Annotated in this window: 9 protein-coding genes; 2 read left to right on the top strand and 7 right to left on the bottom strand. The window is 42.5% G+C overall.

Annotated elements, in window-relative coordinates; genetic code table 11:
- From VK541_RS19045 to VK541_RS19015, 7 genes are all read right to left on the bottom strand, one after another.
- On the bottom strand, positions 1–2,134 hold a 2,134-nt coding region (locus VK541_RS19045), incomplete at its 3' end, for a TonB-dependent receptor plug domain-containing protein (protein WP_324371995.1).
- Between the two features lie 13 nt (positions 2,135–2,147).
- A complete protein-coding gene (locus VK541_RS19040; protein ID WP_324371994.1) occupies positions 2,148–3,587 on the bottom strand; it encodes a fasciclin domain-containing protein in 1,440 nt (479 codons plus the stop codon).
- 52 nt (positions 3,588–3,639) lie between these two features.
- Positions 3,640–5,184 carry a RagB/SusD family nutrient uptake outer membrane protein gene (locus VK541_RS19035; RefSeq protein ID WP_324371993.1) on the bottom strand — a complete coding sequence of 515 codons (1,545 nt, stop codon included), beginning with the start codon at positions 5,182–5,184 and terminating at the stop codon, positions 3,640–3,642.
- An 8-nt stretch (positions 5,185–5,192) separates the two neighbouring features.
- Positions 5,193–8,429, bottom strand: a complete 3,237-nt coding sequence (locus VK541_RS19030; RefSeq protein ID WP_324371992.1) for a SusC/RagA family TonB-linked outer membrane protein — start codon at positions 8,427–8,429, stop codon at positions 5,193–5,195.
- Between the two features lie 27 nt (positions 8,430–8,456).
- Positions 8,457–10,388 carry a fasciclin domain-containing protein gene (locus VK541_RS19025; protein WP_324371991.1) on the bottom strand — a complete coding sequence of 644 codons (1,932 nt, stop codon included), beginning with the start codon at positions 10,386–10,388 and terminating at the stop codon, positions 8,457–8,459.
- A gap of 328 nt (positions 10,389–10,716) precedes the next feature.
- Positions 10,717–12,378: a sialidase family protein gene (locus tag VK541_RS19020; protein ID WP_324371989.1), complete on the bottom strand. Its 1,662-nt coding sequence runs from the start codon at positions 12,376–12,378 to the stop codon at positions 10,717–10,719.
- Between the two features lie 85 nt (positions 12,379–12,463).
- A complete protein-coding gene (locus VK541_RS19015; RefSeq protein WP_324371987.1) occupies positions 12,464–13,102 on the bottom strand; it encodes a DUF1080 domain-containing protein in 639 nt (212 codons plus the stop codon).
- A 564-nt stretch (positions 13,103–13,666) separates the two neighbouring features.
- Between VK541_RS19015 and VK541_RS19010 the strand changes: the two genes are divergently transcribed.
- The gene (locus VK541_RS19010) at positions 13,667–15,274 is read left to right on the top strand and encodes an alginate export family protein (RefSeq protein WP_324371986.1); all 1,608 of its coding nucleotides are present in this window, start codon (positions 13,667–13,669) and stop codon (positions 15,272–15,274) included.
- Positions 15,275–15,301: 27 nt separating this feature from the next.
- Positions 15,302–15,860 (top strand): CmpA/NrtA family ABC transporter substrate-binding protein (locus VK541_RS19005; RefSeq protein ID WP_324371985.1); only part of this gene is annotated, 559 nt, incomplete at its 3' end.

Raw genomic sequence — 15,860 nt, 5'->3', positions numbered from 1 at the left:
TGGCAAAGACCCCCAGCACTTTGTAGCCATAAAAGGAACCTAAAGGTTCACCGACCTTTGCTACCGTATAAATGCCGCCGACAGATTTGATAATGCTGCCGTTGTTAAGTTCTTTGACCTGGCTTGTGAGCGTAGACACGATTCCATAGACCAACCATGACAAGTTATTTTTTGAAAGGAGCTTGGCATTGAAATTTAACTCCATTCCATGTGAAGCCATTTCACCATTGTTTTCAAATTGCGGGTCGAGGCCGAGTTCAATTGGCACCGCACGCTGGGTGATCAGGTTTGAGGTAATCTTGTAGTAATACCCTCCATCTATTGTCAGCTTACGATCAAAGAGATCCACCGTTAGCCCGACATCGTAGGTGTTGGTAATTTCTGGCTTGATGAATTTGTTGGACACATTACCCAGGTATACGCCACCATATCCAAAATAATTGGCGGGATAATACAGGCTGTAATGATAAAACCCACGCAAGTCATTGTTACCGGTACGACCCCAGCCTGCTCTCAAACTCAGAGAAGTACTGTTTTTTCGGCCCAGCAGGTCGACAATCGCCTTCACACCGGGGTAAATGCCCCAGCGGCCCTGGGTACCAAAATTACTGGAGCCTTCTACATTCACATTGGCAAATACCAGCATTCTATCAAACAAATCGACATTGCCTCTAAGATACAGCGTTAACAATCTGGACTTGTAGTTGATATTGGATGCAGAATCTACTGTTCCTTGCTCGAGTGTTTCATAATCATCAGTACCAGCATTGATTTTCCTCACAAACACCGACTTTTCTTCATAGGACTCGATAGACAGACCAGCTTGTCCGCTAAACGTATTATTACTGCCAAGCTTCCCTTTGGTATCCAGCCAGCTCGACCACAATACTGTAGATTCACTTGAATTTCTTTTAGCATTTTGCCTGATCCTGTTCAGATCAGCGATGATACCCAATGCCGGGCGGTATTGCTTTTCTGTGAGACTCATGTAGTTAAATACAAATGACGAGTTGAGCGTGGTTTTAGGTGACAACAGCCATTTGGCACTGATTTTTCCATCGACCCTGTTGTCTTCATTGCTATTGTACATATTGTTGACCAAAGCCAGTGGATTGCTTTTTCCCAGCACATCTATATTTTCGTATTGCTTAGTCACCTGACCCGATTCTGAATATAAATAGGGGTTCATAAATGGAGCTTTAGTAGCTGCCACAAATAAAGGATGTATACCGTAGTTAAAGCCCTGCTCGGCATAATGTCCGTTGGCATTGGTATAAGCCAGGCTGTTGGAGATTTCTATTTTAGGTGATAATTTATAATCAAGGTTAAATCTCAGGTTTATCTGGTTCATGTCTGAACCGGCGATTGTCCCTTCCTTATTGGCATATCCAACACTAAACATATAGTGCGCATCACCGTCCCCTCCTTTGAGCTTTAAATGATAATCCTGGTATAAGGCATCTCTGGATATCAGATCGATCCAGTTCGTTTTGTTGTTATACTTGGGTTGGCCTGGATCGAGGACAGGATTTTGGTTGACTTCCGTCTCCGTGCTTCCATTTTCAAGGTAGTAGTTGCGCAGGTAGCTTTTAAACTGTCCTGCGTCCATACGGTCCAAACTGAAATCTGATTGTAATACGCCAGATTTCGCAGAGAAATCAATCTTTGTTCCGCCCAGTTCGCCACGCTCTGTTTCAATAAAGATAGCGCCATTGGCTCCTCTCCCTCCGATTTCAGACAGTTTGGAACCCTCTCTTATAACCCTTACCTCCTCGATGTCGTTTGGATTGACAAAACTAAAGCGATTGGGCTGATGGACAGAGAGAAAAGAAGGTAACGACCGGGAATACCTTACAGGGATGCCGTCAACGTAAACATATGGAGATGAATTCAGATTGATTGAGCCGGCTCCGCGAATCATGAGCTGAGAAGCAAAACCTATTGAGCCGGACTGCGTAACCTGAATCCCTTGTTTATCAACCAATAACTCACTGAGAGTCATCGCACTGGCCTTGATGTTTACTTTACGCTGAAGTGAATCGGATAACCCGTTTTGTCCGAGCGCCGTAAGGCACACCGCATTCAGTGCTAAAAGCAATCCTTTTTTTAACATAGTTCTAAATTCTTTTTTCATTAAAATGTTCTCCCTATTCAGGTATCAGTTCAATCGCATCCATCAATACATCACAGCAATAACTACCTACCTTTCCTGTGGCAAATGCAGTAAGTGCGAATGTAAGTTTGACATCCGACCGGTTTTCCACATTGATGACACCACAGTTGTTGAAGATGTAGTAATTATAATCTGGCCAGGTACCATCGGTTTTGGCAAAATCAATATTGTCTTTGACAATGGTACCGTTATAAATGGTTAGAAACTTACCCCTGGTGCCCGAACGATGGACTACACGAATATTATACCTGCCAGCCGCTACGTCCGGAATGGTGAGATAAAAATAATCGCCTACCTGCTGTGCATCAAAAGCGACAATTTTAAGCTCTTTATTTTGATGATAGCTTTGGGTTCCGTTATTAAGCACGATCTTAGCAGGGGCCTCTGAAAATACATTCTGTTCGCCATACGGACTTCCAGGCGGATAAAGATTATACCGGATGGTGGCTGGCAGCGCTTCTACGATTTCTACAATCGTATCTATGGAATGATAAACGCCATTGGAACTTATCCTGTCAATGCCAAATTCAAGAGATTGATCAAACTTAAAAGTCGAGTTCATAAAATACTGGCCTTGACTATTCACGCTAAAACTTAGTGCGTCTTTTTTATAAACCGGGTAGATTCTCTGCTTGATGAGCTGGTTTAAAAAATATCCGGAATCCGGGATGATGTGGTAGGCCGCCCAGTTGTTCAGGTTCTCAATATCCGCTTTATTGAAATTGCTTTTTAATAAAACCTCATCACGTTCTATGATCAGTGTAATTGTGCTGTCTTTTAAATACCTGGTCAGCCCCGTTTCTTCAAAGATTCCCAGCATAATATTATACTTGCCTGTCTTTGCCAGTGTTTCGTAAATGGTTTCCACCGGAGGACTAAGCACTTCGTCTATAATATTGATGTAACCATTGCTCATTTCGATATTCGATTCGCTGATGGTCGAAAAGTTGTTCAATTTAATAGCGCTGTAAGATTCCCTGATATCGGCAATCAGATATTTATTAGTAAGCACTGTCGGCGTAGGGATTGGCCCAGGCTCAAATGTGTTGGTATTGATCTTTTTATCCAGCAAATGGTAACTGAAATAGTTCAGCCAGAATTCGGGTGACTTATCCTTAATCGAGCTCACCTTATCTCCATTGGAAGATAAGCGGGTAAAGAGCTTTACAAATGCCTGGTTAGTGGGTACAAATACAGTGTAAGTCCCGGCGGTTTTCAACAGGTTGCGTTTCTTTACGTAATCTATCAATTCCCGGTAGGTACTCAAGTCTTCCCGGTTGTCCAGGTAATCCATAACCTGCAGCTCATCGTTGTCATCGAATCTTGCACCAGAAAATTCAGGTTTGCAACCCTGAAATAAAAACAACAGTAGTGTAGCAGTGAGCATAAGGCTAGAGGCTATCCGTCTTTTCAAAAAAAAGTAATTTATGCAGTGTTTCATATCCTTGAATTTAATTGACATTAAATTATTTGTTTTTATAGTAATCCTTCTGCTGCAGCAGCGGGTTGTTTTCTACTTCGGTACGCGGATAAGGTAAAAACCAGCTTTCTGTATTGAGCAGCCTGGCCCGTACTACCTGATAAGCGAGTCTCATGGAATTGTTGACCGCAGCTTTTTCTATCAAAATGTCATTGTAACCTGGTCTTCTCGAAACACGTACCGCGGCAAACCATTCTTTTCCTTCAAATCCGAGTTCAAACTCGCGTTCCATTAGCAGTCTGGTGAAAAATTCAACTCCTTCCCCCCCTTCTCCCGGAGCAAGGGCTGGCAGATCGCAATGTTCACGGATGATGTTGATTACTTTTTCCGCTTCATCATATTGTCCGAGCATACCATAGGCTTCGGCTTTCATAAATAGAATCTCCCGGTAACGGTAGAAAATATAATTTGCGGTGCGGTCATTTTGTCTGCGGTAAGCACGTTGATAAGGTGCCTGCCCTAAAAACTTATATACTTCATAGGATGATGAAGTGTAGCCATTGTCGAATGTAGGAGCTGTCGTAAACGAGCTATAGTTCTTTAACCTGATCGTATCGGCAGAAAAGTGTAAGTCAGGCATAGTGCTCGGGTACAGTACATCACCAGCATTTATCTTAATATTCGCCTGATTGCCCAGATAGATCGCTGTTATGCCATCTCCGGCAGCAAACCAGTTATATAGCGGCGACGAAGGTCCCTGTAAGCTATATTGAAGTTCAAAAATCGACTCAGGAGAATTTCCCGGATAAAAAATAGTGTACCAATCCTGAGGCCTCACCAGTGTATTGGCATAGGATGCATCGAGAGTTTTACATATATCTATGCAGGCGGCGTAGTCGTTCCTCCAAAGTTTCACATCGGCCATGATGGCGCGAACCGCATTCTTAGTTACACGTCCATATCGCTCCCGGGTATCTGAAAATGCCTCAGGCGCATCTTTCAACGCCAGAACCAAATCTTCTTCAATGAAATCGAGTACTTCGTTTTCAGATGAAGGTGCCGTATTGAAGGTCTGCGAATCAGACTCATAAGGCTCTTTCAATATTGGCACTTCCTTAAACGATCTGACCAGATAGAAATAAACCAACGCCCGAATCGCATAGGCCTCACCGATCATGTTTTTTAGTTCTGCCTCCTTAAATGTTGCATCATTTTGCAGTGCTGCGGGAGCATTCTTAATAAAGGCATTGACCCACCCAATGGCCTTATATTGGTTCTCCCAGGGCAACAAGCCGTTGGTAGTGTAAATATCATGCCCCAGAAACTGGGCATAGCTGTTTGTGAAATTATTGCTTAAACCTGGAGCGTACAAACTGGACCTAATATCTCCCCATACCTGAAAATTCCTTACACAGCTATTGAGCGATGTATACAGTCCGATCAGCGAGGAATAAACTTGTTCCCTATTTTGCCAGAACTTGTCCTTCACCAGATTGTCAGGCACATCGACATCCAAAAACTTAGTACATCCGGTCAGGATAAGCATGATGCCCAGAAATGTGTATTTTATAGTATTTAATATCTTCATCATCTTTCAAATTAAAGTGAGACTCTAAACCCGAGCGTGTACTGTCTCGCAGGCGCGGTGGTATTGTTATCGATCCCAAACATATTCACACTGCCGGTAATCGGTACTTCCGGGTCGATGCCCAGATACTTGGTCCAGGTGTATAAATTGTACCCTGTAACGAAGGCACTCATATTGCGGATTCCTATTCCCAGCTTGCTGGTTAGTTTGTTGCTAAAATTGTAAGAGAGTGATACCGTTTTCAAACGCAGATAAGAAGCATCTTCCACCCATCGCGTAGAGGCATCATAATTCCAGTCAGCAAGCCGTTCTGCTCTTGGTATCTCGCTGATGTCACCTTGTTTTCTCCAGCGGCTGGTGACAGATTGCGCCTGATTTCTGGAATCATGCATCTTTTCTACATTTTTACGGCTCAGATTAATAACGTCATTGCCGTATTGATACTGGAAATTGACCTGAAGCATCCAGTTTTTGAGGTTGAAGGTGTTGTTCCATCCACCAAAGACAACAGGATTGGCATCCCCAATCTGAACCTTATCCAGTTCGTTGATGATCCCATCGCCATTTATGTCTTCATAGATCATATCCCCACCCCTGAATTGATGCCCTGTATTTGAACCATACCGCATATATTTAGGTGTAAAACCATCAGCCGCATAAATAATATTACCCTCTTTGTCCTTCAATATGGCATCGGTATCGGTAGGATACACACCAAGTGCTCTAAGTCCATAAAATCCACCGATCACGTCCCCTGCCTGAAGTTTGGAAGTAAAGCCTTCCTTTGTCGCCGTAAAAGAATCCTCATCCAGATTGTCCGGCAAACTCAGCAATTTATTTTTATTGGTGGCGATGTTGAAAAACGACTTCCAGCGAAGGGTGGTTGCGCTGCCTTTCAGGACAGTCGCTGTGATGCCCAACTCAAAGCCGCTATTGCGTACAGAACCAAAGTTGATATACTGTGTTTGATATCCCAAAGTAGAAGAAAGTGTTTCCTTCAGCAGCAAATCAGTCGTGGTTCTGGTGTAATAATCGATTTGACCAGACAAGTTGAAATCAAATAAACTCCAATCCATCCCGAGATTGTACTCCGTCGTACTTTCCTGTCTAATATTGTCGTACGCAAACTTAGAAGGATAGGTATAGGTCTCACCCAAATAACCGGTACCAGTTGAATAAGCTACGTCATATAGGTTCAGGACATTCGGAAGATTACCTGTTATACCAAAAGCAAAACGGGGTTTGATGTTGCTGATCCATTTTGCGTTTGCAAGAAAACTTTCTTTAGAAAGCTCCCAGGCCGCTCCTATTGCGGGGAAAATTGTATAGAGGTTATCTTTTCCATATCTGGAATCGCCTTCCATTTTTCCGGTTACAGTCAGGAAATAGCGGTCTTTCAGCGCGTAATGTCCCTGAAGGAACGTACCGATATTTCTGCGGTCGCCAAAACCTCCCGATGCACTTGATATCACTGCGGAAGCATCTGAAGACCGCAGCTTTGGAGAGGCGCCATTGCTGTAACTAATGATGGTAGAATTGTCACTATCGGAAGTCAGATTCATGACGCCGGTAACGGTCAGTCTGTGGTTATTTTTGTTAATAGCCGACCAAACCAGCCTGTTGTTGTTATTGATCATCAGCTGATGTCCTTCCGCCTGTAGTCCGGCATTGTACAGTGCTTCGCCCGGAATAGCCGCTGTGGCATACCCTGGCAGGAAATACTCATCTCCAGACTCTCTGAAATCTACACCGACCTGTGAACGGAAGTCTAGATTCTTCAGAATTTTGTAGTCCAGAACGGTTGATGCCATAAAGCGGTTTGATTTAGTCAGATAAGTTGAATAATCGATAACTGCCAAAGGATTGTATCGCGAAGTATAGGACACCGGGTCACTGCGGTCAACAAAATAGTCCAGCCCATTTTGAGAATATACCGGGTAATAGGAGCCAATCTCCTGGGCATATAACATCGGGGAGATCTCATTCTCGGTAAAATCAATTGCCCCACTTTCGTTGATCGGGTGCTGCTGTCCCCTTTTATCTGTTATGGAATTGATATAAGATAGGTCTGCCGACACCTTAAGCTTGTCCGAAACGGTGTAGTTCAGGTTAAATCTGTTGTTGAAACGATCATAACCTGTACCCTTCGTCGTACCGTATTGCGTAGTATATCCTACCCCCCAATAATAGGTAACGCGTTCCCCACCACCACTTAGGGATGTATTGTATTGTTGATAATAACCATTCCTGGTGATCACATCCATCCAATTGGTATTGTTGTTGTATTTCCATGCATCCGTCCGCGTTAAGTCTCCGCGCAGTTCCGTGAGGAAGCTTCCGTCATCTACTCCGGACCGAAAACTTTCTATAGAAAAAATGCGGTGCTCATCGCCAGACATCATCGGAATGGTCTTAGGCACTTCAGTCAATGTGAACTTAGACGTAAAGATAAACTCGGGCTTACCTTTTTTTCCGCGCTTTGTCCGGATGACAATAACCCCGTTAGCGCCCTTGGAGCCATAAAGAGCGGTTGCAGAAGCATCTTTAAGTATGTCGATCGACTCGATGTCGGTCGGATCGATATCGCCAATAGGGCTGAACCCGAAATCTGTGATGCTTTGTACCTTATAATCGTTACCGATTACCTCGACCCCATCTACAACCCAAAGGGGATCATTAATACCTGATATACTTGAAATGCCACGGATGCGGATAGAAGCTGACGCTCCCGGATCTCCGCTCGCAGCCACAATCTGCAATCCAGGTGCGGCACCCTGTATCAGTTGCTCTACAGAAGTAACAGGTAGATTTCTTAGATCCGTAAGATCGACGGAAGCAACCGCACTGCTAAGCTCCCTTTTATCAATGGTTACAAAACCCATATCGGCTTTCTTCACGCGCTGCGATACAATTTTTACTTCATCCATTTCACTGTAACCGCCGAGTAGTATCACTTCAAAACTCGTTTTTGCACCGATTGCAAATTCTTGCGTCTTATAGCCTACGTAAGAGAAGACAATTTTATAAGCCTCATCCGTCTTGTTCAACCGGAACTTGCCGTCGCCATTGGTAGTAATCCCTTTGAGGACCAAGTTATTGCGGTTCACCAGCATAACAGTTACACCGGGGAAAACCGACTTTTTGGACTCGTCATAGACCACCCCGCTAATGACATCCGATTGCTGTGCATAAGCGCCAATACACAGGCTATATAGCAAACTGGCAAGAATGAAAATCTTTCGTAACATTTTATTCATTTGTAAATCAGTACAACTTTAAAAAATCTGGTTAATTTTGTGAACGACACCGTTGGACCCTTGTAAATTGGCTGTCGTTGGCTTTACGGACTTTCCTCCAGAATTGGTCACAGAAAAGCCTCCCCAGGCTCCTGCCACAGTCAAATAAGCCCCTGCCTTGTCTGGCACACTTCCCTGAAACATGCCATCGGTAAATATATATCTGTTAGGGATAATGTACTTGCTGACAAAGCTTCTGGCCTGGTCCGCATTCATCGCCGGAACAGAGATACCTGCAGTTTGAAGTACGATATTGGTAGGCGCAAGTATGGTATAAGTAAAGAAACCTGTCAAACTCAACTCTCCTGTCAAACCGGACTTAATAAGCGCATCCTTAAATAGCGAAAGCTGTGCGTCTTTCTGCACCAGGGCATAAACGGTTCTGGTCACATCCAGTTTATCCATAGGAGTAAGAAACCCGTCTATTTCGAATATAGCACCATTAATACGCTGCCAGGTTGGCTGGGATTTCAATAAAGAGACAGATTTTCCGGTGTAATCAATAAACTTACCGTTCTCATATAAAATATACCCAAATTCAGTGGGGTAATACCTATTTCTAAATCCGCCGTCTTTCCGTACGTCTACATTTAGAATGCCCGTCCGGCATTCATTAAACCTGATCAAACGGGCATCGGCGTCCATATCTTCAGCAAGAGGGAAACCCCAGGCTTCATCAGGTTGAAGCAGTATTGTTTTATCGCTATGCTGATAAAACAACCCATCTGTTAAACCTGACTCCAGGTCTGTTCTTTCAAACATCCAGTTCCATTGCCCATAGATGCGTTTCTTCATATATACCCCGCCTTCAACGCTGTGCAGCTTTGGGGGTTCAATAAACTTATTGACTTTATAGATGATACCGTTACTTGCCAGTACAGAACCCACAATTGTTGGCGCGATCATATTGACAATCTGAGGGTAAGTAGTCGTCCTCAGTTCAGGATTATTTCTTATGATATCACTCTTATACCAGGTATCTGCAAGCAGAACACCTCTGAGAATCTCTGTTTTAATCAATTTTGGAATCGAGTCGACGGTATTGTAAAGATCTGACAAATAAGGTTCGAAATATTCCATGATCGCCTGATCTGTTGGGGCAAATAATGTAGACAATATCCTTTCATCCGCCAGATTTCTGCTCAGCGAGTAAGATTTGATCAGCGTTGTATCTATCCTCCCAAACTCATCCTTTGGACCTAATGTATAAGTTACATGCCCTTCAAGCCATGAGTTAAATATAGAAATCTGAGGATCGGCGGCTATCGCCAAGTCTGTCCGTGGCTGGATTGCTAATGGTGACTCGAGCACATGAATCACTCCATTGCTTGCGTCAATATCGTATTTCGCAGCAGAGATTTTTGCTGTCTCAACCATAAACCCTTCTCCAGCCATGTTAAACAACGTTTTGTAGTCGTCTTGCTGTACACTGAAAAACGAAGGGGTAAATATCCGGATCGATTTGGCGGGTACAGCACCTTCTGCACGGGTTGTATAATAAGTAGCTTTCGTAGGGTTTAGTCCACTTACAGCATCTTTATATTTTTTTTCTATATCATACTTATAATACATGCCGTTAATAAAATGGCTATTCACATACTGACGAAGTTCAGCTTCAGGGACAACATCAATTGCCGCATATCCTTTTTCTTTAAAATATTCGATAACGTGTTCATTCTTTGGCGCCAGACAAGTATATATTGCTGCCTCTCCGAGCGTCTTTCTCAGTCCAAGCCGATCGATGAGCTTCACAAACTCCGTGAGTTCGGGATCTTCGCCTAGTATCTGAATAATATTTTTATCTATTCGCTTAGCAGGGTTATAATGCTCTTCAAATTCTTTAGAACAGGATATTCCAAATATGGTTAATGTGACGTACAGCAGTATGAAATATTTGTTGGTTTGTTTCATTGCAGGCTCATTAATGGTCGCTAATTATTCCATTGAAATAGCATTACCTGCAAGGGTAAAATCCCGTTTCTTATTGAAATCAAATAGCATTGATTAAAAGGTTATACAGTAATATTGGTTAGCTATGCTGGTTAGTAAGTATGCCTTGGTTTATTTGGTAGTTATGTAGAACATATTTACAATATCAAATATAAAAACATTAATCTTAATATTCCAAATTAAAGCGGAACTATTATTTCTCTATTATTAGTTTTTTTTGAAGGAATAAATAAATCGCAGTTAACGGGATTTAATAGGCGTATGCAAATGGTTTAAAAATCGGCAATACTTACAGGTCTGGTAACAAATCTTTAAGTTTTATGGCTTGAAAAGCAATATCGGCCTGGCTGCTTTCATAAAATATACCGATAGTTTCACTGTCGATGCTGGTCATACATGAATAACCTCTGCTGCTAAATTCATCCAGTTTAAGTGATGACGATCCTGACCAGGTCATACCATCGTCCAGACTATATTTAATGGTCATCCGGTGACGCGTCGTTTTCGAATCGGGGTTAGAAAACAATAGCACAGATTTCTTTTTCCCATTGAAAATATAATCATGTCTAACAATACTTGCCATACAAACAGGTTCAATAAGTGCCTTTCTGGAGGTAGGGTGTGTCGTCCAGGTTTCACCCAAATCTCTGGTAACAGCAACCACCCTCCCGTTACCTTCCCCGGTTTTATCCTTATTTGCGCCGGTTCTCCCATTCAACATGATTGAACCGTCAGATAATTCTACAACCATAGTTTCTGTGCCCGACTCCTTCCCTGAATAGTTGCTGGACTTCCAGGTATTTCCACCGTCCTTACTATAGGCAATGTTTGAAAAGGCCCGGTCATTTTTATCACGCCCCTGAGTAGGAAAAACAAGCGTGCCATCTTTTAAAGTGATGCCCTGTCCCGGCGCAGGAGCCCAAAGCCACCATTCTTCTTTTTTCCCCATTTTTGTGATATTGAGTGGTTCAGACCATGTTTTTCCATCGTCTGTACTTTTGACAATCATAAACTGGGAAGTTTCTTTCACGCCAAAACCTGGCTGTGACCCCTTTGTTTTCCACTGATGGTTCCAGTCTGTACTTTCATTGTTTAAGCTTTCCAGCCATTTACCTTCAGCATTAATAACGCCATGCATCCATAATCCAGCTATATATATAGCGTTAGTATTTTTGTCTACTAAAATACATGGATCAGAAACGCCATTAAATTTTTCAGGCAGGCCTCCCCATTTACCCATATCAATAGCGATTTGAATTGGCTTCCAGGTGTTACCACCATCGTCACTTCTATGGATGCCGATATCTATATTCCCCTGCAGATCCCTCCCGCTATCATAGCGTGCGTCAAAAATCGCAATCAGCGTTCCTTTATTGGTTGTGGCTAATCCCGGAATGCGCGATGTATTTATTCCATCCATTCCATGTTTTCTAAGAGCAATACCTACACGCTGTTTTATGTCATTTTCCGATTGATTAAATGCAATGTTTTTCCCATCTATTTTTAAGGTCATGGCCTTTGCATCCACCTGATCAAATAACTTAACGTGCTCATTTAATTCGTAAGAAAGCCAAAAATAATTATCTCCGGTAATTAAGGGCAGGTCACCCTCTAATTCCATTTCCTTTTTTATTGCGCTCGTTGAAGAAAAAAGTTTGGCTTTGGTCGCTTCCATATTTCCGGGAAGAGAATCTTTTCCATAATAATACAAACGAACAGTTTTGATATCCCGGAGGTTGGACGTGCCTGCAGTATTTATTATGATACTGGTTAACTTTTGTCCCTCTTTAATGTCTGATATTTTGATCCGTATGATCGGGTTGTCGCGTTTACCGACTAAAACGGGCAACTGATATTGGTTTTCCTCAATTTGTATACGATCCAAACTACCGCCGCAAAAAAATATCGGGGTACTTACTCCCAATACCTTTATAATTTTCAATAAATTCATATTCAATACTTTTATATGTAGTACATATAAAAGTATTGAATATTTTTGCTTTTATCGTAAAGGATTAAAAAAACATTTAGATAGTTTAATTCGGCAATGGTTTTACCATAATGTCTTTATAAAAGACTACACTTCCCGGATCATGACCCTGCAACGCAAAGGTTCCGCTTGAAAAAGCTTTGCCTCCGGCATTCTTTTTACCGGCTTCGTCGGGCTCTGTATATTCAACAACTGTCTTTCCGTTGATCTTGATTGTCACTGTTTTACCCTGAACCATGATATATTCTTCATACCACTCGTCATCTTTCACATAAGTTTCCTTTACATCCTGAACGCCGTATAAACTACCTGTTCTGCGCCAGTCACCCTGCGAATTATTCACCTGCACTTCATATCCTTTATTTGGAAATCCTTCCTGCTGAAATGCTGTATGAATGAAGATTCCGGAATTTGCCTTTGGCTTGGTCATCACCTGAGCCTTAAACTCAAAATTCTTAAACTCGTGGTTATTTACCGGCCCATCGTAAAACAAATGGGAAATCGGACCGGCTACTTTTATCGCACCATTTTCTACACTAAACGTTTCTGGATTTTGGTTCTTTTTCCAGCCATTAAGTGTCTTGCCATCAAAGAGGCTGATCCAGCCATCCGATTTTGTCTGCTTAACAGCCGAACACGAGATTAAAAAAAGTGGGATAGCACAAACTGCGATCAGTTTTCTCATTGCTTTAAATGATTAGGTGTGTGGTTCATTTGATTTGTAAAATTAAATTATCCCAATTTAAGAATATCATATGAAAATAACGGCATAGTTAGACAATTTTGAATAAACGTTAGCACGAGCAATCACTATGACATAAAAAGCAAATTCAAGCTATGTTTCCAGTCAAAAACTCAAAAACAAATAAATAAATTATATTAAAATCAAATTTTGAGAAAAAACAAACAAACAAAACATAAATAAAGGATAAACAACATAAAAAACACAAAAAACAAAGAATAAATTAATACAAAAACTATGTTTTTAACAAAAAACGCGACAAAAAAAACAAAAATCTTAAAAAACACAGTTGATTTAAATGATTTTTATCATTAAAAACCAATTTTATTCGAATAAAATTGTTAATTATCATAATATTGGATATATTTATGCCAGATAACAACTAAAAATTCAGACATAATTTGCCTATGAGGAGAATCTAACCCAAAAAAAAGCCTCGCCGGGAGGTCGCATTCCCAGTGAGGCAGATAGTTTTCAATCGCTTTAACAATAAAAAACCTTTTTCAAATGTATAAAAATGTACGTTATAAATCCGTAATCTTTGCCGTATTTTTAATTTCAGCTCTCTTTGGTTTCAGCCCGGCGGAAGCCCAATTCAGCCCGAATGCACAACTTCGTACCCGTACTGAACTTCGAGACGGGTATGGTAATCTCGTTTTATCAGACGCTAAAAAAGCAGCGTTTATTTCGCAGCGCACCCGTCTGAACTTTGGCTACAAATGGGACCTTCTGTCCTTTGGCGCAAGTGTTCAGGACATCAGGGTCTGGGGAGCGGACGCTTCAACCATTTCAACTGCCGACGGCAATCGGTTTATGCTCCATGAAGGTTGGGCAGAGCTCACACTGGCCAACAAGGCGGACACCAACATTAAGTTCAAATTAGTAGACCAGCTTTCACTTAAAATAGGCCGGCAGGAACTAATATATGATGACTCACGGCTTATCGGGAATCTGGACTGGCTGCAACAGGCACGTCAGCACGATATGGCTCTGCTAAAAATCATGCATCATGGCTGGCAGGCTGATCTTGCTTATGCATTTAACCAGAATTCAGATGCTGCCAGTGTAACCAACACCAACTATGTGCCCGGTAATTTACCCGCCTATGTCAAAAATAGTCTTGGCACACTCGTACCGCTGCCGGCCGGTCTCGTCCCGCTTGCCGCAGGCGGCAGCACGGTCAACAACAGCTCAAAATCAGGAACACCTGTCTACAGCAATCCTCCCGGCACCAACGGCGCGACACAAAATTATAAATCATTTGGCAGTCTCTATCTCAGCAGGAAATTTAACCAGACCAAAGTCTCAGCGCTGCTTTTCAACGACAACTTTGGCCGGTACAAACTTGATTCTGCCGGCAGCCTTACCACAGGCTACGTGTACGGGCGCCGTTTTGTTCCCAGCAGTCCTGCCGACACCTTTGACTATGGAATCAATAACAGATATACTTATGGTCTGATGATCAGCCCAACCTTTGGCAATGCTTCAGGCTTTGGTAAAATTGCAGTACAAGCCGCCTATTATCACCAATCAGGAGACGACAGGGACGGAAACACAATGAACGCATTCCACTATTCCATTGCAGCAACTTATCAAAAAGGACTTTTTAGCATAACACCAGGTTACGACGTCCTATCAGGAACCAAAACTACAGACCTGGCCTCCAGCAAAAACAATTCCTTCGACCCGCTTTATGGCACCCCGCATAAGTTTTGGGGATATATGGATTATTTCTATGCCGGCAGCGGATCTCCAAAGGGGGGATTAAATAACCCGTACATCAAATTTAAGTATACAGCCAACACTTTTGCATTAGGGCTTGATCTCCACTATTTTGGATTAAACCAGGATATGAAAAAAGCTGACGGAACGCTCATCGGCAAAAACCTTGGCAAGGAGGCTGACCTCCAGCTGAGCTACAACATGAACAAGTTTACCAATATCGAATTGGGCTATTCCCTCATGAAGGCAACTAGCAACATGCCATATGCAAAAGCACAGGCCACAAACGATGTCACCGCGGCATCATTTGATAAAACAGGCACCTGGGCTTATCTCATACTTAAGTTTACCCCTGATTTTTTTTACAGCAAGCCCCTAGCAATCAAACAATAATTTAAACCGGTATTAATCCCAATTCAAATGAATATACATTTACAAAAAATAGTCAAAATAGTTCTGGCAGGGACTTTATATACCTTGCTATTCCTCACCGGCGCTTCAGCCAACCCTGTTAAAAAGGTAGTGAAATTAGGCTTTATTCCGCTAACTGACTGCGCTCCCCTGGTTATCGCAAAAGAAATGGGCTTTTTTGCAAAGTACGGGGTCGACGTCCAATTGTCCAAGGAAGCATCGTGGGCGGTTATCCGGGATAAGATATTGAATGGTGAGCTGGACGCCGCTCACTGTCTGTTCTCCATGCCATTTTCGGTATACACCGGAATCGGAGGCAAAGCAGGTTCGGAGATGAAAATTGCGATGGTGCTGAACAACAACGGACAGGCCATCACACTATCCAAAGATTTCTGCGGATTAGTCGGCTTCAGAGATTTAAAGAATGTTGCCAAAGCCGTTAAAGCTGTCAAAGCCCGTAAAGAGGTGACTTTTGCCATGACGTTCCCCGGGGGCACACACGACATCTGGCTGCGCAACTGGTTGGCCGCAGCAGGAGTCAACGCCAAATCGGTAGGCATAATTACCA

This window comes from Pedobacter sp., assembly GCF_035317785.1.
Classification (GTDB): domain Bacteria; phylum Bacteroidota; class Bacteroidia; order Sphingobacteriales; family Sphingobacteriaceae; genus Pedobacter.
Note: the sequence above shows the minus strand (reverse complement) of the source record. Positions and strands in the feature narration are given on the sequence as shown.

Excerpts from the sequence above, each read along its gene's own strand:
- VK541_RS19035 (WP_324371993.1), bottom strand. The coding sequence starts at position 5,184 with ATGATGAAGATATTAAATACTATAAAATACACATTTCTGGGCATCATG.
- VK541_RS19030 (WP_324371992.1), bottom strand. The coding sequence starts at position 8,429 with ATGTTACGAAAGATTTTCATTCTTGCCAGTTTGCTATATAGCCTGTGT.
- VK541_RS19025 (WP_324371991.1), bottom strand. The coding sequence starts at position 10,388 with ATGAAACAAACCAACAAATATTTCATACTGCTGTACGTCACATTAACC.
- VK541_RS19020 (WP_324371989.1), bottom strand. The coding sequence starts at position 12,378 with ATGAATTTATTGAAAATTATAAAGGTATTGGGAGTAAGTACCCCGATA.
- VK541_RS19015 (WP_324371987.1), bottom strand. The coding sequence starts at position 13,102 with ATGAGAAAACTGATCGCAGTTTGTGCTATCCCACTTTTTTTAATCTCG.
- VK541_RS19010 (WP_324371986.1), top strand. The coding sequence starts at position 13,667 with ATGTATAAAAATGTACGTTATAAATCCGTAATCTTTGCCGTATTTTTA.